This window comes from Lolliginicoccus suaedae, assembly GCF_008312885.1.
GTDB classification, from domain to species: Bacteria; Actinomycetota; Actinomycetes; order Mycobacteriales; family Mycobacteriaceae; genus Lolliginicoccus; species Lolliginicoccus suaedae.
Window position 1 is genome coordinate 321,309 of sequence record NZ_VSSO01000004.1, and the last position, 24,594, is coordinate 345,902.

Sequence of the window (24,594 nt, forward strand, 5' to 3'; positions counted from 1 at the left end):
CGGGTGCTGTGGTCAGCGGTTCACCACGGTGTAGGGGTGGATGTAGGGAAGCTGGTCGGCGGGCACCGGGAAGGTGGTCTCGCCGAACGGCGAGAGCGCGCCTGCCACATCGGAGGCGAGCTCGGTGACGGCGTGGGCGCCCTCGGGGAGCGCGGGCCAGCCGGAGTCAACGTATTGGTCCTTCTTCTTGTCAGCCACGGTTCTATTTTGACAGGTCTTGGTCCGTGGCGCGCGGGCGCGGTCCCTTTTAGGGGTGCGGAGTCTCTACCCTGGTAGTCGATGACGCGAACAAGCTCGGACGATGCTGCATTCGATGCATGGCTGCTAGGGCGTGGCGAGGAGTGGCTCGTGACGCTGCTCTCGGTGCGCCCGGACTTGGCCGTGCCCCCTCCATTGAATGGCCGGGTGCTGTGCGAGCGGGTGCGGTTGCGGGCATCTGTGCAGCGCGCGATGGATGAGGCGGACTATTTCACGTTGTCCGTGGTGGAGGCGTTCGTGGTGGCGGGCGCGGCGCGCGAACGGGTGCCAGCGACCGCGGCGGCCGAGGTGCTGCGTGCTGCCGGGCTGGAGTTCGCGGAGGCGGAGGTCTCCGAGCGGGTGATGTGGTTGCGCGAGCGGGCCTTGTTGTGGGGCGATGATCCCGAGGGCGCGGGTGGCGGCGCCGGGCAGCCAGTGCGGTTGCTGGCGAGCGTGGCGGAGTGCGTGCCGTGGCGGGCTGGGAGGCTGGGCTCATTGCGCGATGTTGCTTCCGTCGGAGCCGTTCCGGATCTCGTGGCGGGGGCGGACGAGGCGCAGCGGTCAATCCTGGAGACGCTGGCGCATGGCTCTCCAGTGGGCTCGACGCGCGATGCGGAGCCGGGCGCGGACCCGGAGCGCCCGGTGCCACGGTTGATCGAGGCTGGACTGCTGGTGCGGGTGGATGAGCGCACGGTGGAGCTGCCGCATCATGTGGGCCAGTGGTTGCGGGGCGATGCGATGGTGGATCCGCATTCGGTGGCCGAGCCTGCGGGTGGCGCGGGCCGCGCGCCTGGCCAGAAGCAGGTGGATGGTGCCGCTGCGGGCGAGGTGGCGGATTTGCTGCGGGAGTGCGATGCGCTGGTGACGGCGCTCGGCGATGCCCCGTTGCAGGGGTTGCGCGCGGGCGGTGTCGGGGTGCGGGAGCTGCGTCGGCTCGCCAAGCAATCGGGGGTGGCGGAGGAGCGGTCGGCCCTGCTGCTGGAGGTGCTGGTGGAGGCCGGGCTGGTGGGCAGCCAGCCAGCGACGAGCGGCTTGGTGCTGGAGTGGGCGCCGACGGATGCGTCGGATGCGTGGGGCCGGGCGGATATGGCGCACCGCTGGTCGGTGCTGGCGCGGGCGTGGTGGTTGATGCCACGCCGGCCGTGGCTGGTGGGCGCGCGGGATCGTGATGGCAAGCCGGTGGTGGTGCTGTCGGACGAGGTGGGGCAGGTCTCCGCGCCGGCGGATCGGCGGGTGATCGTGGAGGCGGTCGCGGCGGGCCGGGGTGCTGATGCGCTCGCGGTGCAGCGGTGGTTGCTGTGGCGGTGGCCGCGCTTGTCCCGGCGCTTCGGTGGCGTGGTGGTGCGCTCGGTGCTGGCGGAGGCCCGGCAGCTGGGCGTGGTGGCGAGCGGGGTCCTGTCGGGGCTGGGCGTCTCGGCACCGGGCCAGGTACTGCTGGAGGAGGGGGACCTGACGGCGCTGGCCCGCGCGGTCGATGGGATCCTGCCGGAGCCCCTCGATCATGTGCTGGTGCAGGCGGACTTGACGGTGGTGGCGCCAGGGCCATTGCTGCCGGAGCTGCAGCAGCAGGTGGCGCTGGTGGCGGACGTGGAGTCGGCGGGCGCGGCGACGGTGTTCCGGGTGACGGAGCGCAGCGTGCTGCGAGCGCTGGACGCGGGCTGGTCGGCGGCGCAGGTGCATCAGTTGTTCGAGCGTCGTTCGCGCACTCCGGTGCCGCAGGCGTTGTCGTACCTGGTCGATGACATGGCGCGGCGGCATGGCCGGTTGCGCGTGGGGGTGGGGTCGGCGTTCGTGCGGTGCGAGGATCCGGCGTTGTTGTCGGAGATCCTGGCTTCCTCGGTGGCCGATGTGCTGGGGCTGCGGGCGCTGGCGCCGACGGTGGCGGTGTCGCAGGCGCCGTTGACGGAGGTCCTGGAGCGGCTGCGGGCGGCCGGGTTCTCCCCCGCTGGCGAGGGCGTCGATGGGGCCATCGTCGATATGCGGCCACGGGGCACGCGGGTGCCACCGCATCGGATGCCACGGCGCGCGGCCGCGGGGATCCTGCATGCGCCACCGCGGGAGCAGCTCGAGCAGGTGGTGCGCAACGTGCGGGCGGCAGCAGCGGAGCCGGGCCGGGTGGGGGCGTCGATGTCGGAGACCCTGGCGATGCTGCAGCTGGCGCTGGCGAGCCGGTCGCGGGTGACGATCGGGTATGTCGATGCGCAGGGCGTGGCGGGCGTCCGGACTGTGGTGCCGGTGTCCGTGGCGGGCGGGCAGCTGGAGGCCGTGGATGCGTCGGCGGGCGTGGCGCGGCGGTTCCCGATGCATCGGATCAGTGCGGTGACAGTGCACGACGCTTGATTTTCTGCACAATGGAGGGTCTGTTGCCAAGAGCGTGAGGAGCGTGTGCGTGTCGGGTGGTCCGCTGATCGTGCAGTCTGACAAGACGCTGCTGCTGGAGATCGACCATGAGTCGTCGGCGGCGGCGAGGTCGGCCATCGCGCCGTTCGCGGAGCTCGAGCGCGCGCCTGAGCATGTGCACACCTATCGGGTGACGCCGCTGGCGCTGTGGAACGCGCGCGCGGCGGGCCACGATGCCGAGCAGGTGGTGGATGCGCTGGTGCGGTTCTCGCGGTATCCGGTGCCGCAGGCGCTGCTGGTGGACATCGTGGACACGATGGGCCGCTACGGCCGCTTGCAGCTGGTGAAGCATCCGGTGCATGGGTTGACGCTGGTGAGCCTGGACCGGGCGGTGCTGACAGAGGTGCTGCGGCACAAGAAGATCGCGCCGATGCTGGGCGCGCGCATCGATGAGGACACCGTCGCGGTGCATCCCTCGGAGCGGGGCCGGTTGAAGCAGGTGCTGCTGAAGGTGGGCTGGCCGGCGGAGGATTTCGCGGGCTATGTCGATGGCGAGGCGCATGAGATCACGCTCGATACCAGCGGCGGCTGGCAGCTGCGCGACTATCAGCAGATGGCGGCGGACTCGTTCTGGGATGGCGGCTCCGGCGTGGTGGTGCTGCCGTGCGGCTCGGGCAAGACGATCGTGGGGGCGGCGGCGATGGCGCGGGCCTCGGCGACGACGCTGATCCTGGTGACCAACACCGTCTCGGGCCGGCAGTGGAAGCGGGAGCTGCTGGCGCGGACATCGCTGACGGAGGATGAGATCGGCGAGTACTCGGGCGAGCGCAAGGAAGTCCGCCCGGTGACGATCGCCACGTACCAGGTAATAACGCGCCGCTCGAAGGGCGAGTACAAGCACCTGGAGCTGTTCGACTCGCGCGATTGGGGCCTGGTGATCTACGACGAGGTGCATCTGTTGCCGGCGCCGGTGTTCCGCATGACCGCGGACCTGCAATCGCGCCGCCGCCTGGGCTTGACGGCGACGCTGGTGCGCGAGGACGGCCGCGAGGGCGATGTGTTCTCGCTGATCGGGCCCAAGCGGTATGACGCGCCGTGGAAGGACATCGAGGCGCAGGGCTGGATCGCCCCGGCGGACTGCGTGGAGGTGCGGGTGACGCTCACTGAGGCGGAGCGCATGGCCTACGCGGTGGCCGAGCCGGAGGAGCGGTACAAGCTGTGCTCGACGGCGCGCACGAAGATCGCGGTGGTCAAGTCGATCCTGGCGCGGCACGAGGGCGCGCAGACCCTGGTGATCGGCGCCTACCTCGATCAGCTGGAGGAGCTGGGCGCGGAGCTCGGCGCCCCGGTGATCCAGGGGTCGACGCGCAACAAGGAGCGCGAGGAGCTGTTCGATGCGTTCCGGCGCGGCGAGGTCAGCACCCTGGTGGTGAGCAAGGTGGCGAACTTCTCGATCGATCTGCCGGAGGCGACGGTGGCGGTGCAGGTGTCCGGCACGTTCGGCTCGCGGCAGGAGGAGGCGCAGCGGCTCGGTCGGTTGCTGCGGCCCAAGAAGGACGGGCACCAGGCGCACTTCTACTCGGTGGTCTCCCGCGACACCCTCGATACGGAGTACGCGGCGCACCGGCAGCGCTTCCTCGCCGAGCAGGGCTATGCGTACCGGATCGTCGATGCGGACGACCTGCTCGGTCCCGCGGTGGGGGACGCTGCATCCGAGTAGGCGGGGCCGCCGACGTAGGCTGGTAGGCGTGCGTACCTTGGATTTCCTTGTTGATGTGCCCCATGCCCGCCGTGTGAACGAGATGCTCGCGGACCTGCGCCGGGTGCAGTTCTCGGCGTTGATCGTGATCGCGCTGCTGATCGGTGGCGCGGTCGGGCTGTTCATGGTCGGCCAGCCGTGGGCCTTCGTGGTGGCGGGCGCATTGCTCGTGGCGGCGGTCGGCATGGGATACGCGGGCATCTACGCCCCGCGGCAGGCCTCGGACTTGCAGAAGCTGTACAACGAGTACGAGCTGGTGCCTGCGGTGGTGACGGCGGTGCGGCCGCGCGGGGTGACGCTGCTCGCGCTGGTCAATGTGGTGCGGGACCGCTCGAGGCCGCCGGTGTGGGCGCTGGTGCCGCGGCGCGTGCAGAACCTGCCGGGGCATGAGCGCCGCGAGGGCGAGCGCGTGGCGTGCGTGGCGGTGACGTCGGGCGCTCCGGGCTCGAAGGTGTGGCAGCAGGTGCGTCCGGTGCCGATCGCGTGGGGCGCGCGGGATGTCGATGTGCTCGCTCGCGCCGTGCGGGCGATCCCCCATGTCGAGTGGGAGGTGCTGCGCAAGAACATGGTCCGCACCGAGGAGGCGGAGAAGTCGCGCACCTATCCGATCCTCAAGGACAAGGAACTGCCGCCCGAGCTGCGCTGAATAGCGCGCGCGGCACACGCCCCCTGCTTCCTATTCGATTTCGCATATCCTTATGTCACCAATGTGAACTGAGATACGCATCACATTACATTTCTAGAAATCGGTCGGTGTTTCACGCGACCGATCAGCGAAGTTCGCCTAGATTGCTGATGTGGCTAGCCCGCCACGAGTCCCGGATGGTCCGGTTTGCCGGATACCACTGAGGCAAACGCCCAGGGCACGTGAAGCGTCCCACTCCCTGGGACGTTGGTAAACCGCCGGTTAACTGAACGGGAAAGCCACCCGTGACGTCGCTCACAAGACGCTTCATGGCTACTTAGTGAACGCTCAGTAAACTCACAGCATATCCGCGTACGAATCTGCGTGTGCCCGGTTTGTGATAGCGGCGATATCCGCGTCGATCGCGTTAACAACGCCAGACGTAGGCTCCCGATCGCTGGTGCGGTGCGGTAGAAATCTTTCCGAGCGCCAAACCGGCGCAGCACCATTCACGAAGCACGACCCGAACCAAGGAGCTAGCCCCATGGACGCACTTGCCCAGATCTTCGCTGACGCCGAGTACTTCCTCGAGTTCCTCCCCGCCGCGGGTGACTTCTTCTCCGGCGCTGGTGACTACAACTCCGGCACCGGCGACCTGCTCTCCGGCATCGCCGCCATCCTCGACTCGAGCAGCGGCTCCATCGAGACCCTCAACGGCCTCGAGGGCACCACCGAGGTCGTCGAAGAGGTTGCCGAAGAGAGCTGATCTCTCTCTTTCTGAGTGATCCCCGCACCCCCGAGCGCTCGCCGCGCCCGGGGGTGCGGTGCATCCAGGGCCCCATGCACCACGGTCACCGGCCGGGCAAGCACCGGGAGAGCACAACACGATCGCGGTCGTGCACCAATCCCCTGTAACGCCCGGTATGCCCTGAAGCGATCGTTTAATGTTCCCCGCGAACCACTTCCGTTCCGCATTCAATAAGGTGAGGTCACATACATGCGCCGAGCAACGTTCCGACGCAGGCTGGTCACCGCGGCCGCTGCCACTGCCCTGCTGGTCGCCCCCGTCGCGGCCACGAGCACCACCGCCCTCGGCCAGGCATCCGGCGCGTACGTGGTGTCCACCGAGATCACCGACTCGCAGAAGATGACGGTCAACGTCTACTCCCCCTCGATGGACCGGGTCATCCCCATCGAGGTGCTGCGCCCCGCCGACACCTCGGTGCCGCGCCCCACCCTGTACCTGCTCAACGGTGCCGGCGGTGGCGAGGATTCCGCAACCTGGTCCGCGCGCACCGACGCTGACGAGTTCTTCTCCGACAAGAACGTCAACGTCATCACCCCCATCGGGGGCCGCTTGTCGTACTACACCGACTGGGAGCGCGAAGACCCGACGCTCGGTCTCCACAAGTGGGAGACCTTCCTCACCGAGGAGCTTCCCCCCGTCATCGACAACGCGCTGGGCGCCAATGGCGTGAACGCGGTCGCCGGCATCTCCACCTCCGCGACGAGCGTGTTCAACCTCGCCATCACCCGGCCGGGGCTGTTCAACGCCGTCGCCGCCTACAGCGGCTGCGCGCAGACCGCCGATCCGCTCGGCCAGGAATACATCCGCACCGTCGTCGAGGGCCGCGGCAACGCGGACGCCACCAACATGTGGGGCCCCTACGGCGGGCCGAACTGGGTGGCGCATGATCCGGTCATCAACGCGGAGAAGCTGCGCGGCACCACGATCTACGTCTCCAACGGCACTGGCATCGCTGGTGAGCACGACACCATCGCCGATTCCCGCATCAATGGCGACCAGACGACGCTCGCCAATCAGGTCATCGTCGGTGGCGCCATCGAGCTCGCCACCATCCCCTGCACGATCAACCTGCAGTCGCGACTCGCGCAGCTAAACATCCCCGCCACGTTCAACTGGCGTCCCACCGGCACCCACTCGTGGGGCTACTGGGAGGACGACCTGCACGATTCATGGCCCGTCATCGCCGACGCCATCGGCGCCTGACCCGCACCTGACCCCGAAAGGACCACCATGGGTTCGATCACTGACATCGCTGACTTCTTCTACTCGCTCGCCGAGGTGTCCTACAGCATCGAGGGCTTCTTCGACGGGGCGGCGTTCATCGCGGACCTGATCGTCCAGATCCAGGGCTGAGCCAGCAGCACGAGGGCCCCGGCAGTGGAAAACTCCACCGCCGGGGCCCTTTTTTCGTGCTCAAAGCCGCCACGAGTGTGCGATCAACAACAGCTCCAGCGCGAAATCGTGTCGTTTTTCGCACACTCAAGGGGCGGGCTTGGGGCCGCACGCCCCGCCGCTAGAAGCGGATCTTGCCGCCCGCAACGTCCGCCGGATAGTCCTCGTAGAACTCGATGTAGCCGCGCTCGGCGTCCGCGAGCACATACAGCGGATCAGTGACCTGCTCGGGGTCGTAGCCAGCGTTGCGCAGCTCGACCTTCTGCGACTTGAACGTCGAGGTCTGCTCCACTTCCTCGATGAGCCGCACGAACAGCGGCACCGCGTACGAGGGCAACGTATCGATCAAGTGATCCGCGAACTTCTTGCCATCGAACGACGCCCCATCATGCAGCTGGATCGCCGCCATGCCGGCCTTGCCGTCGGCACCCGGCACCGCCACCCCGTACACCACGGCCTGATCGACCTCCGGCAGCGAGCCGAGCGCGCCCTCCACCTCGGTGGTGGCGACGTTCTCGCCCTTCCAGCGGAACGTATCCCCCAGCCGGTCGGCGAACGCGATGTGCCGGAAACCCTGGTTGTAGACCAGGTCGCCGGTGTTGAAGTAGGCGTCGCCGTCCTTGAACGCGTCGCGCAGCACCTTCTTCTCGGTGGCCTTCGGATCGGTGTAGCCATCGAACGGGGCACGGCTGGTGATCTTCGTGATCAGCAGGCCCTTGCCACCCTTCTTGACCTTGCGGAGCTTGCCATCGGCACCGCGGCGCGGCTCCTCGTTCTCCTCGTCGTACTCGACGATCGAGAACGGGAGCGGGCAGATCCCGGCAGTGCGGTCGACGTTCAGGGCGTTGACGAACGCGAGGTTGCACTCGCTCGCCCCGTAGAACTCGGCGATCCGCTCGATGCCGAACCGCTCCTGGAACTCCTCCCAGATCTCCGGGCGCAGTCCATTGCCCACCACCACGCGCACCCGATGATGCCGCTCGATGGGCTTGGGGTCCTGGTTCAGCAAGTACCGGCACAGCTCACCGATGTAGCAGAACGACGTCGCCTCCGACTGCACCACCTCGTCCCAGAACCGCGACACCGAGAACGACCGGCCGATCGCCAGCGTCGCGCCCGACCCCAGCACCGAGGACAGCGACACCGTCAGAGCATTGTTGTGATACAGCGGCAGGCACGAGTACAGCACGTCATCGCCGTCGAGGCGCACCCCGAGGCCACCGAGACCGGCCATGCTCTTCAACCAGCGCATGTTCGACATCGTCGACGCCTTCGGCAGGCCCGTCGTGCCCGAGGTGAAGATGTAGAACGCCTTGTCCTTCGCGCGCAGGTCCGCCGTCACCGCCAGATCAGCCGAAGGCTGCCCCTCCGCGAGCTCATCGAGATCCGGGAAGCCCTCGAGCTTCGCGTCCCCATCACGAAGCCCCAGCACAGTGCCCTTGAGCTGGCCCGCCGGCAGCGAATCAAAAGCCTCGCGGGCGGCCGCGCTCACCACGATCACCGTCGCATCGAGCAGCTTCAGGCTATGCTCGAGCACCTCGCCACGCTGGTTGTAGTTCAGCATCCCGGCCACCGCACCGAGCTTCACCGCCGCCAATGCCGCGAGCAGAGTGGACGGGCGGTTCGGCGCGAGAACGCCCACCACCGAGCCACGCTTGACGCCCTGGCTCGCGAACACGGCCGCATACTGGTTCACCAGCGCGTTCGCGTCGCCGTACGAGATGTCAGTGCCCTCGAACCGCAGGAACGGCCGCTCCGGATGCTTCGCGGCAGCATCCTGGAAGACCTTGCCCACCGAGTTGCGAGTAGTCGCGCGGATCGATAGCAGCTGCACCGCATCGACCAGCATGCCCGGCGCGTCCGGGATCAACGCGGGCAATGCCTTCACGGCATCGAGCAGGCTAACGGGCTGGATCGGGGAACGAGTCGATTGCTCCATGGCCCTAGCCTACGGCGCCCCACCGCCACGTTGGAGCGACACCCCCGCAGGCGCCACGAGTACTGCCGACCAGCAGCCAAACCGGCAAATGGGATGTTCCACGCAACCGCGGCTTGGTCGATGTGACCAGGATGACCCCCCTTGGTGTGACCAAGCTCCTAACCGAACAGGGAACCTATCCACCACCCTTGGATACAGCGACATGCACCGAGGACAGCGGAGGAACCCCAGCACCATGAACACGCCCAGCGAGAAGTTCGAGACCATCCTCAGTATCGTGTTTGTTGGCTACTCCGCCGTGATGCTCATGCTCTACACGGTGCTCCTCGTGCAAGGCATCAACGCCTGGTGGCTCATCGCCTCCGTCGGCCTCTTCGGCCTCATCATCATCGGATTCCTCGTCATGCCCAAGGTCAATGGCCGCCACCGCGGTGGGCTCGACGCCGAGGTCCGCCTCCACACCCGCAAGCTGCAGGCCTGCAAGACCGCTACGCACGACTGAGCGCTCTCACCTCGCTCCTTCGCCCCCTTCGGCCCCTTAGCCCCTTAGCCTCTTAGCCCCGGAAGTGTTACCTTTTGCACCCTCGCAAGCCGCTGGCAGGGTGCAAGACCTCGCACAACCGAGGGGGCTCCGAGCTGCTTCTATGATCTCCGTCTCACCGGTGAACCTCCGCGCGCCCGCCCGCGTCGAACCTTGGCGTGGATCCTTTCAAGCCCCGCCGCGCGGGAATCACCCGCTGCCAGCTCCGCCAGTACCAGCGCGTCCTCAGCGGTGTCTACGTCGAGCGAGGCGCGAAGCTGACTCCCTTGGTGAGAGCCCGGGCCGCATGGGTGTGGGCAGACGGCGATTGCGTGCTGTCCGGGATCTCCGCGGCCGCGCTGCACGGTGCCCGATGGCTGCCCGATAGCCCTCCCGAGATCGTGTACCCGCGCGGGGTGCGCAATGCCGGTGTGATCGCGCACCGCGACGCGCTACGAGACAGCGAAGTCATCACCCTGCACGGATTGCGGGTGACAACTCCTGTGCGCACCGCGTTCGATCTCGCCCGTCGCCGACCGCTCGACGAGGCCGTGGTGCTCGTTGATGCGCTGTACCAGTCGACGCGGCTCGCGCCCGCCCAGCTGCGCCGCTTCGCCGAGGGCAGGAACGGATCATGGGGCATCCAGGCCCTCCGCGCGGTGCTCGAACTCGCCGACCCGGGCGCGGAATCACCGCAGGAGACCCGGCTGCGCCTGCTCATCGTGCGGGCGGGCCTGCCTCGGCCGCGGACCCAGCGCGTCATCCGCGACGAGCACGGGCTGTTCATCGCGCGCGCCGACCTCGCCTGGCCGGAGTGGAAGGTAGCCGTCGAGTATGACGGGGCGCATCACTTCACCGATCCGGGGCAGGCACGCCGCGACGCGCACCGGGCCAATGATTGCCAGCGCGCGGGGTGGCGGGTGATCCGCGTGCTGCCCGAGTCGTTGCGCGCCCCAGAGGTGCTGCTCGCGCACATCCGCGAGGCCCTCGCCGCGGCCGGGCACCGGGGGTAGGCACCGCTCCCCCAGCCCGATCCCCGCTCCCCCAGCTCGGAAGTGTCACCTTTTGCACCCGCGCAGGCGCTGGGAAGGGTGCAGAACCTCGCACAACCGGGCGGCGAGGAACCGAAGCACCGGCCCACGAAAGCAAGCCAGCCCGGCCCCCGCGCGAACGGGAACCGGGCTGGCGAGAGAACCAGGAGTGCTAGCCGCGCGCGAGCACGTCCTTGATGGACGCGGGCGGTGCGAACCGCTCGCCGTGCTTGGCGGCGAGCTCCTCGGCGCGGGCGATGAAGGCATCGACGCCGCCGGGGTAGCCCTTGATGAACTGGATGACGCCACCGCTCCAGGCGGGGAAGCCGATTCCGAAGATGGAGCCGATGTTGGCATCCGCGTGGGTCATGAGGACGCCTTCATCGAAGCATCGGATGGTGTCGATGGCCTCGGCGAACATCATGCGGTCGCTGAGCTCCTCGATGGAGACACCGGCGTCGGGGCTCGAGTTGAACGTCTCGCGCAGCCCGGGCCACAGTCCGGCGCGCTTGCCGTCGCTGTAGTCGTAGAACCCGGCGCCGCCGGCCTTGCCGGTGCGGTCGAACTCGGCGACCATGCGGTCGACGATGGCTCCGGCCTTGATGGCGGCGTCGTCGATCTTCTTGCCCTCGGCCTCGAGCGCCTCGCGGGTCTCCTTGAAGATCTTCTGCATGGTGAGGAAGTTCAGCTCATCGCACAGCTGCAGCGGCGCCGCGGGGTAGCCCGCCTGGAGCCCGGCCTGCTCGATGGTGGACGGCTCCACGCCCTCGGCGAGGGCCACGATGGCCTCGTTGAGGAAGGTGCTGATGACGCGGGAGGTGAAGAATCCGCGGCTGTCGTTGACCACGATGGGCGTCTTCTTGATGGCGAGGACGTAGTCGAAGACGCGGGCCAGCGCCTCGGCGGAGGTCTTCTCACCCTTCACGATCTCCACGAGGGGCATCTTGTCCACGGGCGAGAAGAAGTGGATGCCGATGAAGTCCTCTTGCCGCTTGACGCCCTGCGCGAGGCCGGTGATGGGCAGCGTGGAGGTGTTGGAGCCGAGCAGCGCGTCGGGCTCGACGATGTCCTCGATCTCCTGGAAGACCTTGTTCTTCAGCTCGGGGTTCTCGAAGACTGCCTCGATGACGAAGTCCACTCCGGCGAAGTCGGCAGCATCAGCGGTGGGGGTGATGCGTCCGAGCAGCTCGGCGGACTTCTCCTCGGTGGTCTTGCCACGCGAGAGTGCCTTGGCCTCGATGGCCTCGGAGTAGGCCTTGCCCTTGTTGGCGGCCTCGATGCTGACATCCTTGAGGACAACCTCCATGCCCGCCTTGGCGGAGACGTAGGCGATGCCCGCGCCCATCATGCCGGCACCGAGCACGCCGACCTTCTTGGCCTGGCGCTGCGGGATGCCGTCGGGGCGCGAGGCGCCCTTGTTGATGGCTTGCAGGTCGAAGAAGAACGCCTGCGTCATGTTCTTCGCGGTCTGCCCGGTGGCGAGCTGCACGAAGTAGCGGGACTCGATGGTCGAGGCGTTGTCGAAGTCCACCTGGGAGCCCTCGACGGCGGCGGCCATGATGGCGCGCGGCGCGGGCATGGGGGCGCCCTTGATCTGCTTGCGGAGGTTCGCGGGGAACGCGGGCAGCATCTGCGCGAGCTTGGGGCTCGACGGGGTGCCGCCGGGGATGCGGTAGCCCTTGACGTCCCACGGCTGCTGCGCCTCGGGGTTGGCCTTGATCCATGCCTTCGCGGCGGGGATCAGCTCGTCGACGGAGCCGACAACCTCGTTGACGAGGCCGATCTCGAGCGCCTTGGCGGGCTTGAGCCGCTGGCCCTGCAGCAGCACCTGCATCAGCGCGCCCTGCAGTCCGAGCATGCGGACGGTGCGGGTGACGCCACCGCCGCCGGGGAGCAGGCCGAGCTGTACCTCGGGGAGGCCGAGCTGGGCGCCGCGCACGTCGGCGACGATGCGGTGGTGGGTGGCGAGGGCGAGCTCGAGGCCGCCGCCGAGGGCCGCGCCGTTGATGGCGGCGACGACGGGCTTGCCGAGGGTCTCGAGGGTGCGCATCGCGGCCTTGAGCGTCTGCACCTGGTCGAAGAGCTGCTGCGCGTCCTCGGGCTGCACGGCGATCAGGGAGTCGAGGTCGCCGCCGGCGAAGAAGGTCTTCTTCGCGGAGGCGAGGATGACGCCGCTGATGCTGTCCTTCTCGGCGACGACGCGGTCGACGGTCGCCTGGAACGACGAGCCGAAGAGGTCGTTCATGGTGTTGGCGCCCTGGTTGGGGTCGTCCATGGTGAGCGTGACGATGCCGTCGCCGTCCTGCTCCCACGCGATCATGTTGTCAGTCACGATTGTTGCCTTTCGAGAAGTTTCGGAGGTGGTCAGACGCGCTCGATGATGGTGGCGACGCCCATGCCGCCGCCGATGCACAGGGTGACGAGCGCGCGGCGCGCGTTGCGGCGCTCGAGCTCGTCGACCATGGTGCCGAGGATCATGGCGCCGGTAGCGCCGAGCGGGTGGCCCATGGCGATGGCGCCGCCGTTGACGTTGAGCTTCTCGTCGGGGATGTTGAGGTCCCGCTGGAACTTCAGCACCACGGAGGCGAAGGCCTCGTTGAGCTCGAACAGGTCGATGTCATCGACGGTGAGCCCGGCGGTGGCGAGCGCCTTCTGCGCGGCCGGGGTGGGCCCGGTGAGCATGATGGTGGAGTCCGCACCGCTGGTGGCGGTGGAGACGACGCGGGCACGCGGGGTGAGGCCGAGGTCCTGGCCGGCCTTCTCGGTGCCGAGCAGCACGATGGCGGCGCCATCGACGATGCCGGAGCTGTTGCCGCCGTGGTGGACGTGGTTGATCTTCTCCACCTGGTGGAACTTCTGCAGCGCCACGGCGTCGAAGCCGCCCATCTCGCCCATCGCGGCGAAGGACGGGTTGAGCTTGGCGAGGTTGTCGGTGGTGGTGCCGGGCCGCATGTGCTCGTCGTGGTCGAGGATCAGCAGGCCGTTCTGGTCCGTGACGGGCACGACGGACTTGGCGAAGTAGCCGCCGGTCCAGGCCTTCGCGGCGAGATCCTGCGAGCGCACGGCGTAGGCGTCGACATCATCGCGAGTGAAGCCTTCGATGGTGGCGATGAGGTCCGCGCTGATGCCCTGCGGCACGAAGTAGGTGTCGAACGAGGTAGCGGGGTCCATCGCCCAGGCGCCGCCGTCGGAGGCCATGGGCACGCGGGACATGGATTCGACGCCACCGGCGATGACCATCTCGTCCCATCCGGAGCGGACCTTCTGCGCCGCCATGTTGACGGCCTCGAGGCCGGAGGCGCAGAAGCGGTTGATCTGCACGCCACCGACGGTGTCGGGCATGCCCGCGAGGAGGGTGACGGTGCGGGCGATATCAGCGCCCTGGTCGCCGACGGGGGTGACGCAGCCGAGGATGAGGTCGGAGATGCGGTTCTCGTCGAGGTCGGGGAAGCGGCGGCGCAGCTCCTCGACGAGCCCGACGAGCAGGGAGACGGGCTTGACGCCGTGCAGCGATCCGTTGGCCTTGCCGCGTCCGCGCGGGGTGCGGATCGCTTCGTAGATGAATGCCTCGTTAGTGGTCACGAGTGCTTTCCTTTCCTCAGTGGTTGATGCTGGTGGTGGCTACAGTGGCGGGATGCTCGTACCTCGTCTCGAACCGTTCCGCTCCACCGTATTCGCCGAGATGACTGAATTGGCGGTGCGGCACGGGGCGATCAACCTCGGCCAGGGGTTCCCGGACGAGGACGGGCCGCGAGCGATGCTCGATGCCGCGCGGGAGGCGATCGCGAGCGGGGCGAACCAGTACCCGCCGGGGGCTGGCCGCGTGGAGCTGCGGGAGGCCATCGCGGCGGACCGCGCTGCCCGCTATGGCACCGTCTACGATCCCGCGGACGAGGTGCTCGTGACGGTCGGCGCGACGGAGGGCATTACCGCGTCGATCATCGCGCTGGCCGACCGGGGCGACGAGGTGGTGCTGGTGGCGCCCTACTTCGACTCGTACCCGGCGGCCGTGGCGATGGCTGGTGCGCGGCATCGCTGCGCGCGGCTGGTCGAGGACGGCGATCGCTTCGTCCTGGATGTGGATTCGCTGCGGGCGGCGATCACGCCCGCCACGCGGCTGCTGGTGATCAACTCGCCGCACAATCCGACAGGCAGCGTGCTCGACGGGGCCGAGCTGGCGCAGGTCGCGGAGCTTGCCATCGCTCACGACCTCATCGTGATCACCGACGAGGTGTACGAGCGCCTGGTGTTCGACGGCGCGGAGCATCGTCCGCTCGCCGCGCTGCCCGGGATGCGCGAGCGCACCCTGTGCGTGTCGAGCGCGGGCAAGACGTTCAACTGCACCGGCTGGAAGATCGGCTGGGTGTGCGGTCCGCGCGAGCTCGTCGCGGCGGTGCGGGCGGCGAAGCAGTTCATGAGCTTCGTTTCCGGCGGGCCGCTGCAGCCCGCCGTGGCGACGGCCCTGCGCGACGAGCAGCCGTGGGTGCAAGGACTGCGGGAGGGATTGCAGGACAAGCGCGACGCCCTCGCAGCGGCGCTCTCCGAGGCCGGGTTCGGGGTACGCGCCAGTGCTGGCACGTACTTCGTGATCGCTGATCCGCGACCCTTGGGCCACACCGATGCGCGTGCCCTGTGCCGGGCCATGCCTTCTAGCCTGGGCGTGGCCGCGGTGCCCGTCAGCGCGTTCGTCGATGCCCGTGACCAGGCGGACTGGCGGCACCTCGTGCGCTTCGCGTTCTGCAAGCGGCACGAGGTGCTCGCCGAGGCCGGGCACCGGCTGGCCGGGGCGTCCCGGCTGTCCACCGATCATGAGGGATGATCCCCTGCTGAACGTTGCCGTTCTCAGAGGTTCAGCCCCCGGCCGATGATCTCCTTCATGATCTCGGTGGTGCCGCCGTAGATGGTCTGCACGCGCGAGTCGAGGTACGCCTTGGCGATGGGGTACTCCCGCATGTAGCCGTAGCCGCCGTGCAGCTGGAGGCAGCGGTCGATCAGCTTGACCTGGTTCTCGGTGGACCACCACTTGATCATCGCGGCGTCCTGCACGGTGAGCTTCTTCTCGTTGAGCTGCTCGATGCACTTGTCCACGGCGAGGCGCACCATCTGGGTCTCGGTGGCAAGCTCGGCGAGCACGAAGCGGGTGTTCTGGAACTTGCCGATGCCACGGCCGAAGGCCTTGCGGTCCCGGCAGTAGTCGATGGTCATGTCGAGGCAGGCCTCCATGGCTGCTGCCGCGACGACGGCGATGGAGAGGCGCTCCTGCGGGAGGCCCTGCATGAGATAGATGAAGCCCATGCCTTCCTCGCCGAGGAGGTTGGCGGCGGGCACGCGCACGTTGTCGAAGTGCAGCTCGGCGGTGTCCTGGGCCTTCATGCCGATCTTGTCGAGGTTGCGTCCCCGCTCGAAGCCCTCCATGCCGCGCTCGACGACAAAGAGGCTGAAGCCCTGCGCGCCCGCGTCCGGATTGGTCTTGGCGACCACGATGACGAGATCGGCATTGATGCCATTGGTGATGAACGTCTTGGACCCGTTGAGGATCCAGTCGTCGCCGTCCTTCTTGGCGTTGGTCTTGATGCCCTGCAGGTCCGACCCGGTGCCGGGCTCGGTCATCGCGATGGCGGTGATGATCTCGCCGGAGACGAAGCCGGGCAGCCAGCGCTTCTTCTGCTCGTCGTTGCACAGCTCGGTCAGGTAGGGCTGCACCACGTCGTTATGGAGGGTGAAGCCGATGCCGCTGAAGCCGCCGCGGGCGGTCTCCTCGGAGACGATGGCGTTGAAGCGGAAGTCAGGATCGCCGCCGCCACCGTACTGCTCCTCCACGGCGGTGCCGAGGAAGCCGAGCTTGCCTGCCTCCGCCCACACCTCGCGGGGCACGATCTCGTCCTTCTCCCACTGCTCGTGGTGGGGGGCAACGTGCTCCTTGAGGAATCCACGGTAGGAATCGCGGAACATGATCTGCTCGGGGGTGTAGATGGTGCGTTCCACGCTGGGTGGCTCCTTCTCGAAAGTAGACACGATCGTTGGTGTCACAGTACGCCCCACGTAAATGCTTGGCGATGACCAAACCGCCCAATGTCCATGACCGAAACGATCACATAGGGTGGGGGGACCATGCCGCACCGCATCCCCACTGAATACGTCCGGCGCACCGTGCATGCCGCCGACACCCGTGGCATCGACCTGCGGCCCGCCCTCGACGCCGCGCGCCTGCCCCTCACCGTCCTCGACGCGAGCGGCCCCGCCATCACGCCCAGCGAGGCCTCCGCGTTCACCCGCGCCGTCTGGGCGCTCACCAACGATGAGCTCGGCGGGCTCGGCGCCGCCCCCGTCCCCCGCGGCACGTTCCGCCTCGTCACCCTCGCGCTCATCCACTCCCCCGACCTCGGTCACGCGCTGTCCCGGATGATCTCGTCCTTGCCCGCGCTGCCCGCGATGACCCCCATCACCTTCAGCTTCGACACCGCCACCGGCGCGATCACCCTCGACCTGCGCGGACACCGCCCCGATGAGGCCACCCAGCTGCTCATCGAGCTCGCGTTCCTGCTGATCCACCGCTTCGCCGCCTGGCTGATCGATCATCCCCTCGCGCCGTCCCGCGTCGCGCTGCCGTATCCCGCCCGCGACGACTACGCGCCGACCTTCTACCGCGCGCTGTTCGGCGTGACGCCCACCCTCGGCGCTCCCACCGCCGCCATCGTCTTCGAGCCCCGCGCGCTGCACGCTCCCATCGTGCAGACCGAGCACAGCCTCCTCGACTTCCTCCGCGCCGCGCCCGCCCGGCTGTTCACCGAACCAGCCGGCACCACGCCCCGCACCACGCAGGTGCTCCGCATGCTGCAACGCTCGCCCCTGCACGCGCTGCCCACCAACGCGCAGATAGCCACCAAGCTCGCGCTGAGCGAATCACACCTGCGCCGCCTGCTGGGCCGCGAGGGCACCAGCGCCAACCGCATCCGAGACGAGGTACTGCGCGAGGCCGCGCTCGCCCGCCTGCGCCGCGGCGACACGACCGATCAGATCGCCACGGCGCTCGGGTTCTCCGAGCCCAGCGCGTTCCGCCGCGCGTTCAGGAGATGGACCGGCGCCACGCCACGAGCCTTCCGGCCTGCGCCGCCCAGCGACGAATCCCCGTAGCGGACCTCCAGCAGGCCGCGCCACAAGCCCCAGCCGAACGCCACATCATCGAGCCGCCGAAGCACCACGAACCGGGCCATATCGATCCGGTCCGGCACATCACGGCGCGCCGCCCAATCGGCAACGCCCTCCGCCAGCATCACCGCCAGCACCACCCGCCGGGCCCGCGGGAACAACACCGTCGCCAGCATCGTCACCGGCCACACGTTGCGCAGCATCAGCACCGCGCAGCGCTGCGCCAGTCCGCTGAGCCCCAGCGCGCTCATCGACAGCGCCGTCCACAAGGGACGCTCGTCCACCGGGATCGACCGCGCCAGCCGGAACGCATGCACCAAGCTCACCACCGCCGAGACCAGCGCGGCCCGCCGCGCCCCCGCCAGCAGCAGCGTCAGCCCCAGCACGAACCAGGAGCGCGACACCGCCGCGATGCGCTCCGGGCTCGACTTCGTCACGTACAACCGCGCCGAGCCGTAGCCAGTGGCCGCCCGCATGTGCAACCACGGGACCATAGACCGCGGGGGCGAGGCCCGCACGACCGCCACCGGATCGAACCGCGACCGCCAGCCCGCCCGACCAAGCCGCACGCACAGGTCCGTCGCGTTGAACGCCGGGAAAGCCCCATCGAAGCCGCCCACCTTCACCGCCGCGTCGCGCCGCACCATCAGGGCCGTCGTCGGCACGCTGTAGTCCCACCGACGGGTATTCAAGTCGCACTCGCGCCGTCCCGGATCCATCGCCGGACGCATCGACTCGTACTGCTCGATCCAGCGCTTGTGGCCCGGCAGCGGCAGCACCCGCGGCACCACCATCGCCACATCCGGATCCGCGAAGTGCGCCAGCGTCGCCTCGATCCACAGCACATCCGGCACCACGCCCGGATCGAGGAACGCCACGTACGGCGTGCGCGCCGCCCGCAACCCGGTGTTGCGTGCCTCGGCCAGCCCGAACGCGCGGTCATGCCGGATCACCGTGGCGCGCGCGCACTCGATCGGAGCGTCCGAGCAATCATCGACCACGATCACCGCCACCCCGCCTAGGCCAGCCACCACATCGCGCACGGCATCGGCATCGCCGCGCGCCGGGATCACCACGGTCAGATCGTCCCGCCCTGGCCCCTTCAGCGGGCGCGGATGCGCGAACTGCTCGTCGAGCAGCAGCCGCGCGAGCTTGGAGGAAGCGTCATCGACGACCTCGACCACGCCATCATCGAGGCACGCGGCCTGCGCGACCGATAAGCGCAGCACCGTGCCCCACGGAGCGAGCAGCACGCAACCATCCTCGACGACGCGGACCTTGCCATCGAGTCGCACCGAGAAGCCTGTGGGAAGCATGCGTGCTGCCGCGCTCAGGATGCCCACCCCCAGTCTTCTGCCGAACCCAGTCTCGTGCCGTGCCTATCCTGCCCTTGCTTGCCTTTGATGGGCCTTCACTGGCTAGGCCGGCGCATCGCGGCGCGACTGTTCCCATGCAGCTAGCTAGCCCACAGCCCCCACCGCGTCAACGGCGCTGACGGATGTCATACACCACACCGGTGAGTGCTTCGGATTCTTCCCAAAGCCGGCCAGCAACCGCAACATCGCGCGAATGACGATTCGATCTCGCCAGCACAGGAGCCCCTCGCATGCCCCGGAAGCCGCCCGGCCCCACGAAGCTGCCACCGGGGATCGAGGGGGCCGTCGCGGCGTACAAGCTCGGCTGGGCGCCGGCGTAGGCACTCTGCGCCAGGACAAGATTGGTGATGCCCATGAGCTTGTCCTGCACCGACTGGGTGTGCGATTGCAGGTTCGTCGACGCATATCCCGGATGCGCGGCCACCGACCGTACCGGCGAGCCAGCATCCGCGAGACGACGCTGCAGCTCATAGGTGAACAGCAGGTTGGCCAGCTTCGACTGCCCGTACGCGCGCCACCGCTGATAGTTGCGCTTCTCCCAGTTCAGGTCATCGAAATCAATGGAGCCGAGGGTGTGCGCCATGCTCGAGACCGTCACCACCCGATCGCGGATGCGGCCGAGCAGCAGGCCCGTCAGCGCGAAATGACCAAGATGGTTCGTGCCGAACTGCATCTCGAAGCCATCCTTGGTGCGCGACTTCGGCACCGCCATCACGCCAGCATTGTTGATCAGCACATCGAACGTCGAGACGTCCTTGGCGAACTCGTAGATCGAGCTCAGGTCCGCGAGATCGAGCGCGCGCACCTCGAGGTCCGCGCCAGGGTGCTCCTCGAGGATGGCTTCCCGGGCCTGCTCGCCCTTCGCCGTATCGCGGCACGCCATCACCACCGAAGCGCCCTTCGCCGCGAGCTCGCGAGCAGTCACCGCGCCCAGGCCACTATTGGCACCCGTCACGATCACCGTGCGACCCGCCTGGCCACCCATCTCCGCCGAAGACCATCCACTCATGCACCAAACACTACGATCTGGGGCCCTGAATCACCAGACGCCCACCGGGATGCGGGGCGCTCGGCGGTCGGTCAAGGCGGGAGCTGCCACCCTTGGCAGACACCAGCCACCTGTGCGCGGAGCAGCCACCCAAGTATCCGTGGCAGGAAGGCAGCATCCGTGGCAGGAGCACGGCAAAGGTGGCAGCTGGCGGGGAGCCGTGGACGCCGCGGTCCCCTGCTCTGGCCGCGATGCCTCCAGGCGGCCGGCATCGCCAGGCGAGTGGAAACCTATCCCGGCTGGAGCGGGAAAAGTCTCCATTCCCAGCGCGGCCTGGGCAGCAGCGCGGCGATCCGGGGCCCTAAGCCCTGGGATACAAAAAGTCCCCCAGGTAATCCTGGGGGACTTGATGTGGCCAAGGCCGGGATCGAACCGGCGACCTTCCGCTTTTCAGGCGGACGCTCGTACCAACTGAGCTACCTGGCCGGATCAACGCCGTTCCCGGCGATGAAAACATGCCCATTGCTGGACTTGCGACCCTGACGGGACTCGAACCCGCGACCTCCGCCGTGACAGGGCGGCGCGCTAACCAACTGCGCCACAGGGCCATGCATCGTAACTCTACTACGCCTAGACCTAGGAGAGCGTACCCCCTACGGGATTCGAACCCGCGTTACCGCCTTGAAAGGGCGGCGTCCTAGGCCTCTAGACGAAGGGGGCCTGCCAGTTGCCTGGCCGGCATCCCCAACAGGTTTCCGTTGGGAGCGGGACTAGCATAGGACAGAACTTGGAGAAAACACAAAACGCGTGGTCAGTCGCTGTTATCGCTGGTAATCGCGCCCCACGGCATCCCCGGAGGCCATGCCAGCGCCACGCACGGCGATGCCATCGGACGCCAGCAAGGAGGCCCGCGCTCCAGTCGACAGCTCCGCAGCTGCCGATCGTGGGCACGGCCTTGCGGAGCCACGCGGCCGCGAGCTCACCGTGGGCCTGGAACGGGCATTCGCCCCGGCTGCCCGGCCGCATGCAGGGAGCGTGGTCCGCGCCATAGCGCCATATACCCCAGAGGGTATACTCTGGGCCTAGAAAGCACCGGCGGAACGACGGGAGAACGCATGGCCACCACCATCACCGTTGCCACGCTCGGGATCGCCATCGGCATACTCCTTGGCCTCCTCGGCGGAGGCGGCGCCATCCTTGCCGTCCCCGCCCTCGTCTACGTCGTTGGCATGCCCATCCACCAGGCCGTGCCGCTCTCCCTGATCGTCGTCGCGCTCGCCTCCGCAACCGGAGCGCTCCCCCGCATCCGCGCCCGCGCCGTCAACTGGCGCCTCGCGGGCATCTTCGCCGCCACCGGCATCCCCGCAGCATTGCTCGGCGGATGGCTCGGCCGCGCCATCCCCGAGGACCTGCTCCTCGCCGGATTCGCCACCATCATGGTGCTCGCCGCCTACCGCATGCTCCACAGTCCCGACCACACCGGCACCGCGTGCGCAGTCACCGATGAGGGCAGCGGGCCACCCCATATCAACTGGAAGCGCTGCTCCTCCCGGTCGATCCCCGCCGGGCTGGGCGTGGGCGTGCTCACTGGCATGTTCGGCGTGGGCGGCGGATTCCTCATCGTCCCGGCGCTCGTGCTGCTCCTCGGCCTGCCCATGGCCACCGCCGTCGGCACGTCGCTGCTCATCATCATCGCGAACTCGCTGGCCGGGCTCGCCTCCCACCTCGGCACCGTCGAGCTCGACTGGACGATCACGGCGGTCTTCGCCGCCACCGCCATCGTCGGCTCGCTCGCCGCGCAACGCTTCGCCAGCCGCATCAGCGCGCACCAGCTCCAGCGCTGGTTCGCCTACCTCGTCCTCGCCCTCGCTGCCATCATCCTCGGCGACGTCGTCATCGGGCTCTTCCGCTAGACGCCCAGCTCTGCTAGGTGCCCGGCTCCGCTAGCAAACCAGCCACAGGATCCTCGCGGGGGTCAGCGCCCTTGCCGAATTCCACGACCGCATCGCCGTCCAGCACCACCGCCGCGTTCGCACCCCCGCGCAGCCTCGCGCCCAGCGCCACCGCGTCGAACGGCGCATCACTGCCGAGCACCACGACGTTCCCCGGACGACGCCCCTTCAACGTGGCCTGATCACCGACGAGCAGTACATGGCCGAACCGTTCCAGCACCGTCGCCACCTCCTCCCGCGCCTCGCGCAGCCCCCGCAGCGCCCCACAGTTGACGGCATACATCCCGCCCGGGGCGAGAACCAGTCGCGCAGCATCGAGGAAGCCCGTCGTCGTCAGCGCTCGCGGGGTCTCGTCGCCGGCGAAGACATCCCGCACGATCACATCCCTCGTGCCCGGCGAGAGCCCCTCCACCACCTCGCGGGCCTCCCCCACCCGGATCCGCAGCCTCGGTGCCCGCGGCAGGTCCGACCACTCCCGCGCCAGCCGCGCCAGCTCCGCATCGATCTCCACCACGAGCTGCCTCGCCCCCGGGAGCGCCTCCGCCACATACCGCGGCAAGGTGCACGCGCCCCCACCGAGATGAAGCACGCGCAGCCCCTCGCCGTCGCCCGGCCACTGGCATTCGATGGCGGCCGCGATCCATTGCATGTAGCCGAAGCCGAGCTGCCGGGGATCACCCTCCGAGATGAACGAGCTTGGCGCGCCGTTGACATACAGCACCCAGCCTCCCTCGCCCTCCGCCACGAGCTCGCACGTGCCCGAATCGATGGGGCGCGCACCGGTGGTCCACGGATCCGCGCCACTGGGATCCTGGCGGTCCAGGCCGGGGCGGCGGACGATCGGGCGGGCTGCTGGCGGGCGGGAGCCCTGGCTGCGGCGGGACTGGCGGCTCATGGGCCCATTGTCGCGCACCCGGCCGGGCTACCCGCGAATCGTGAAGATCCAGCCACGTGGGACGTGGCTGGATCTTCACGGTCGGGGCGATGGAAGCTCTGCCCCTAGACTGCGGCGTGCTCCTCGAGCCAGGCGTTGTAGCCGCCCACGAGGTCGCTCACGCCGTCGATGCCACGGGCGCGCAGCAGGCTAGCGGCGACGCTGGAGCGCCATCCGCCGGCGCAGTGCACCACGATGGGCTTGCCCGCGGGCAGCTCGCTGATGCGTGCGTCGAGCTGGGCGAGCGGGATGTGCACGGAGCCCTCGATGTAGCCACCCTCGCGCTCGCCGGGGTTGCGGATGTCGACGAGCGTCACCGAGTCGAGGTTGCCGACGAGGTCGCGCACCGTGTAGCGCGGCGCGGGAGCCACCCGCTCGGCGAGCGCTGCGGGGAAGCTGGTGCCGGTCACGTTGAGGTAGCCGATGACGTTGTCGTAGCCGATGCGGGAGAGCCGCATCGCGGCGTCCTGCTCCTCGCCGGGGTAGGTGACGACGATGATCTCGTCGTGCAGCCCGGCGACCATGCCGCCGGTCTCGGCGAAGCGGCCGTCGAAGCCGACGTTGACGGAACCACGGACGTGGCCGTCGGCGAAGTCGTCGGGCGAGCGGGCGTCGAGGACCACGCCGCCGTTGTCGAGGTGCTGGGCCACGTAGGCGGCGGTGAGCTCGGGGACCTGGCGGTCCTGGGCGAGCAGGGCGTGGTTGCGGCGGTTGAGCTCGGCGTCGGTGAGGAAGTAGCCGGGCACCGCGGGCTGGCCGTCGGTGATGAGCTTGACGAACTCGTCCTCGCTCATGGGCTGCACGGACAGGTTGGTGCGGCGCTGCTCGCCGATGGTGGAGGTGAGCTCGTCCGACAGGTTCTTGCCGCACGAGGAGCCTGCGCCGTGGGCGGGCATGACGATGACGTCATCGGGCAGGGGCAGCAGGACGTTGTGGACGGTGTTGTACATCGCGCGGGCGAGGTCGGTGTTGCTGCCGTCGCCGAGGTTGGCGAGGTCGGGGCGGCCCACGTCGCCGATGAACAGGGAGTCGCCGGTCAGGACGGCCGTGGGGCTCGCTTGGGCGTTCTCGCGGACGAGGAGGCTGATGGATTCCCAGGTGTGGCCGGGCGTCTCGAGGATCTCGATGTCGACGTCGCCGAGGCTGATGCGGTCGCCATGGTGGAGCCGCTTGATGGGGTACTCGGTGTCGGCGCGGTGGCCGAAGCCGATCCAGGCGCCGGTGGCGTCGACGAGCTCGAGGTGGCCAGAGACGAAGTCGGCGTGGAAGTGGGTGTTGATGATGCCGATGATGGTCAGCCCGTTGGCCTTGGCGTCGGTGAGGTACTCGGTGATGTCGCGCCGGGGGTCGACGACGATGGCATTGCCGGTCTTCTCGTCGCCGATCAGGTATGACGCGTGCGAGAGGCAGTCGATGTAGTACTGCTCCAGGATCATCCTGGCCTCCTCGTGGTGGGGTTCGCTCGGGGATTCTGTTCCGTAACCCCCTGGGGTATGCATCCCATGTAACCATATACCCCCTGGGGTATGCAAGGGTCGGTGGAG

Annotated in this window: 19 protein-coding genes, 3 tRNA genes and 1 pseudogene; 11 read left to right on the plus strand and 12 right to left on the minus strand. The window is 68.5% G+C overall.

Going from position 1 to position 24,594, the window contains the following annotated elements; translation table 11 throughout:
• Nucleotides 1-12 precede the first annotated feature (12 nt).
• Nucleotides 13-198: a hypothetical protein gene (locus FXO18_RS13270; protein WP_149361593.1), complete on the minus strand. Its 186-nt coding sequence runs from the start codon at nucleotides 196-198 to the stop codon at nucleotides 13-15.
• An 81-nt stretch (nucleotides 199-279) separates the two neighbouring features.
• On the opposite strand from FXO18_RS13270, the gene FXO18_RS13275 reads away from it, so the two are divergent.
• The 6 genes from FXO18_RS13275 (at nucleotide 280) to FXO18_RS16185 (ending at nucleotide 7,122) form a co-directional block, all read left to right on the plus strand.
• The gene (locus FXO18_RS13275) at nucleotides 280-2,577 is read left to right on the plus strand and encodes a helicase-associated domain-containing protein (RefSeq protein WP_149361594.1); all 2,298 of its coding nucleotides are present in this window, start codon (nucleotides 280-282) and stop codon (nucleotides 2,575-2,577) included.
• A 49-nt stretch (nucleotides 2,578-2,626) separates the two neighbouring features.
• Nucleotides 2,627-4,297: a DNA repair helicase XPB gene (locus FXO18_RS13280; RefSeq protein ID WP_149361595.1), complete on the plus strand. Its 1,671-nt coding sequence runs from the start codon at nucleotides 2,627-2,629 to the stop codon at nucleotides 4,295-4,297.
• Between the two features lie 28 nt (nucleotides 4,298-4,325).
• Nucleotides 4,326-4,982, plus strand: a complete 657-nt coding sequence (locus FXO18_RS13285; RefSeq protein WP_187774359.1) for a DUF3239 domain-containing protein — start codon at nucleotides 4,326-4,328, stop codon at nucleotides 4,980-4,982.
• 523 nt (nucleotides 4,983-5,505) lie between these two features.
• Nucleotides 5,506-5,727 carry a hypothetical protein gene (locus FXO18_RS13290; protein WP_149361597.1) on the plus strand — a complete coding sequence of 74 codons (222 nt, stop codon included), beginning with the start codon at nucleotides 5,506-5,508 and terminating at the stop codon, nucleotides 5,725-5,727.
• Nucleotides 5,728-5,958: 231 nt separating this feature from the next.
• Nucleotides 5,959-6,972: an alpha/beta hydrolase gene (locus tag FXO18_RS13295; RefSeq protein WP_149361598.1), complete on the plus strand. Its 1,014-nt coding sequence runs from the start codon at nucleotides 5,959-5,961 to the stop codon at nucleotides 6,970-6,972.
• Between the two features lie 27 nt (nucleotides 6,973-6,999).
• Nucleotides 7,000-7,122 carry a hypothetical protein gene (locus tag FXO18_RS16185; RefSeq protein WP_268884967.1) on the plus strand — a complete coding sequence of 41 codons (123 nt, stop codon included), beginning with the start codon at nucleotides 7,000-7,002 and terminating at the stop codon, nucleotides 7,120-7,122.
• Between the two features lie 160 nt (nucleotides 7,123-7,282).
• Here FXO18_RS16185 and FXO18_RS13300 read toward each other — a convergent pair whose 3' ends face one another.
• On the minus strand, nucleotides 7,283-9,100 hold the full coding sequence (locus FXO18_RS13300) for a long-chain-acyl-CoA synthetase (RefSeq protein WP_149361599.1): 1,818 nt from the start codon (nucleotides 9,098-9,100) through the stop codon (nucleotides 7,283-7,285).
• Between the two features lie 235 nt (nucleotides 9,101-9,335).
• Here FXO18_RS13300 and FXO18_RS13305 point away from each other — a divergent pair, with 235 nt between their 5' ends.
• A complete protein-coding gene (locus FXO18_RS13305; RefSeq protein WP_149361600.1) occupies nucleotides 9,336-9,602 on the plus strand; it encodes a hypothetical protein in 267 nt (88 codons plus the stop codon).
• Between the two features lie 197 nt (nucleotides 9,603-9,799).
• Nucleotides 9,800-10,633 (plus strand): DUF559 domain-containing protein, encoded by an 834-nt coding sequence (locus tag FXO18_RS13310; protein WP_149361601.1) that lies wholly within the window; start codon nucleotides 9,800-9,802, stop codon nucleotides 10,631-10,633.
• A 190-nt stretch (nucleotides 10,634-10,823) separates the two neighbouring features.
• Here the strand turns inward: FXO18_RS13310 and FXO18_RS13315 are convergent, their stop codons facing one another.
• Both FXO18_RS13315 and FXO18_RS13320 read right to left on the minus strand, forming a co-directional pair.
• Entirely contained in the window at nucleotides 10,824-12,983 is a 2,160-nt protein-coding gene (locus FXO18_RS13315; RefSeq protein ID WP_187774360.1) for a 3-hydroxyacyl-CoA dehydrogenase NAD-binding domain-containing protein, read from the minus strand.
• Between the two features lie 32 nt (nucleotides 12,984-13,015).
• The gene (locus FXO18_RS13320) at nucleotides 13,016-14,233 is read right to left on the minus strand and encodes an acetyl-CoA C-acetyltransferase (protein ID WP_149361602.1); all 1,218 of its coding nucleotides are present in this window, start codon (nucleotides 14,231-14,233) and stop codon (nucleotides 13,016-13,018) included.
• Nucleotides 14,234-14,285: 52 nt separating this feature from the next.
• Between FXO18_RS13320 and FXO18_RS13325 the strand changes: the two genes are divergently transcribed.
• Complete coding sequence (locus FXO18_RS13325; RefSeq protein WP_149361603.1) at nucleotides 14,286-15,470, plus strand: pyridoxal phosphate-dependent aminotransferase; 1,185 nt, start codon at nucleotides 14,286-14,288, stop codon at nucleotides 15,468-15,470.
• 23 nt (nucleotides 15,471-15,493) lie between these two features.
• On the opposite strand, the gene FXO18_RS13330 is transcribed toward FXO18_RS13325, so the two are convergent.
• The gene (locus tag FXO18_RS13330) at nucleotides 15,494-16,636 is read right to left on the minus strand and encodes an acyl-CoA dehydrogenase family protein (protein WP_149361604.1); all 1,143 of its coding nucleotides are present in this window, start codon (nucleotides 16,634-16,636) and stop codon (nucleotides 15,494-15,496) included.
• A gap of 126 nt (nucleotides 16,637-16,762) precedes the next feature.
• On the opposite strand from FXO18_RS13330, the gene FXO18_RS13335 reads away from it, so the two are divergent.
• Nucleotides 16,763-17,785 carry an AraC family transcriptional regulator gene (locus FXO18_RS13335; RefSeq protein WP_149361605.1) on the plus strand — a complete coding sequence of 341 codons (1,023 nt, stop codon included), beginning with the start codon at nucleotides 16,763-16,765 and terminating at the stop codon, nucleotides 17,783-17,785.
• Between the two features lie 11 nt (nucleotides 17,786-17,796).
• Here FXO18_RS13335 and mftF read toward each other — a convergent pair.
• The 5 genes and pseudogenes from mftF to FXO18_RS13360 form a co-directional block, all read right to left on the minus strand.
• Nucleotides 17,797-19,116: pseudogene (gene mftF, locus FXO18_RS16110) on the minus strand (mycofactocin biosynthesis glycosyltransferase MftF); the annotation flags it as partial.
• 166 nt (nucleotides 19,117-19,282) lie between these two features.
• The gene (locus FXO18_RS13345; RefSeq protein ID WP_149361607.1) at nucleotides 19,283-20,185 is read right to left on the minus strand and encodes an oxidoreductase; all 903 of its coding nucleotides are present in this window, start codon (nucleotides 20,183-20,185) and stop codon (nucleotides 19,283-19,285) included.
• A 391-nt stretch (nucleotides 20,186-20,576) separates the two neighbouring features.
• Nucleotides 20,577-20,650, minus strand: a tRNA-Phe gene (locus FXO18_RS13350).
• A gap of 48 nt (nucleotides 20,651-20,698) precedes the next feature.
• A tRNA-Asp gene (locus FXO18_RS13355) sits at nucleotides 20,699-20,772 on the minus strand.
• A gap of 39 nt (nucleotides 20,773-20,811) precedes the next feature.
• Nucleotides 20,812-20,884 (minus strand) — tRNA-Glu (locus FXO18_RS13360).
• A gap of 395 nt (nucleotides 20,885-21,279) precedes the next feature.
• Between FXO18_RS13360 and FXO18_RS13365 the strand changes: the two genes are divergently transcribed.
• Nucleotides 21,280-22,077: a sulfite exporter TauE/SafE family protein gene (locus FXO18_RS13365; protein WP_149361608.1), complete on the plus strand. Its 798-nt coding sequence runs from the start codon at nucleotides 21,280-21,282 to the stop codon at nucleotides 22,075-22,077.
• Nucleotides 22,078-22,090: 13 nt separating this feature from the next.
• On the opposite strand, the gene FXO18_RS13370 is transcribed toward FXO18_RS13365, so the two are convergent.
• Together FXO18_RS13370 and FXO18_RS13375 are read right to left on the minus strand one after the other, a co-directional pair.
• Complete coding sequence (locus FXO18_RS13370) at nucleotides 22,091-23,011, minus strand: spermidine synthase (protein ID WP_187774361.1); 921 nt, start codon at nucleotides 23,009-23,011, stop codon at nucleotides 22,091-22,093.
• 104 nt (nucleotides 23,012-23,115) lie between these two features.
• On the minus strand, nucleotides 23,116-24,486 hold the full coding sequence (locus tag FXO18_RS13375; protein ID WP_149361609.1) for an MBL fold metallo-hydrolase: 1,371 nt from the start codon (nucleotides 24,484-24,486) through the stop codon (nucleotides 23,116-23,118).
• Nucleotides 24,487-24,594 lie beyond the last annotated feature (108 nt).

Coding starts and splice junctions, on each gene's coding strand:
- FXO18_RS13275 (WP_149361594.1), top strand. CDS start 280: ATGACGCGAACAAGCTCGGACGATGCTGCATTCGATGCATGGCTGCTA.
- FXO18_RS13290 (WP_149361597.1), top strand. CDS start 5,506: ATGGACGCACTTGCCCAGATCTTCGCTGACGCCGAGTACTTCCTCGAG.
- FXO18_RS13295 (WP_149361598.1), top strand. CDS start 5,959: ATGCGCCGAGCAACGTTCCGACGCAGGCTGGTCACCGCGGCCGCTGCC.
- FXO18_RS16185 (WP_268884967.1), top strand. CDS start 7,000: ATGGGTTCGATCACTGACATCGCTGACTTCTTCTACTCGCTCGCCGAG.
- FXO18_RS13300 (WP_149361599.1), bottom strand. CDS start 9,100: ATGGAGCAATCGACTCGTTCCCCGATCCAGCCCGTTAGCCTGCTCGAT.
- FXO18_RS13305 (WP_149361600.1), top strand. CDS start 9,336: ATGAACACGCCCAGCGAGAAGTTCGAGACCATCCTCAGTATCGTGTTT.
- FXO18_RS13325 (WP_149361603.1), top strand. CDS start 14,286: ATGCTCGTACCTCGTCTCGAACCGTTCCGCTCCACCGTATTCGCCGAG.
- FXO18_RS13335 (WP_149361605.1), top strand. CDS start 16,763: ATGCCGCACCGCATCCCCACTGAATACGTCCGGCGCACCGTGCATGCC.
- FXO18_RS13345 (WP_149361607.1), bottom strand. CDS start 20,185: ATGAGTGGATGGTCTTCGGCGGAGATGGGTGGCCAGGCGGGTCGCACG.
- FXO18_RS13365 (WP_149361608.1), top strand. CDS start 21,280: ATGGCCACCACCATCACCGTTGCCACGCTCGGGATCGCCATCGGCATA.
- FXO18_RS13370 (WP_187774361.1), bottom strand. CDS start 23,011: ATGAGCCGCCAGTCCCGCCGCAGCCAGGGCTCCCGCCCGCCAGCAGCC.
- FXO18_RS13375 (WP_149361609.1), bottom strand. CDS start 24,486: ATGATCCTGGAGCAGTACTACATCGACTGCCTCTCGCACGCGTCATAC.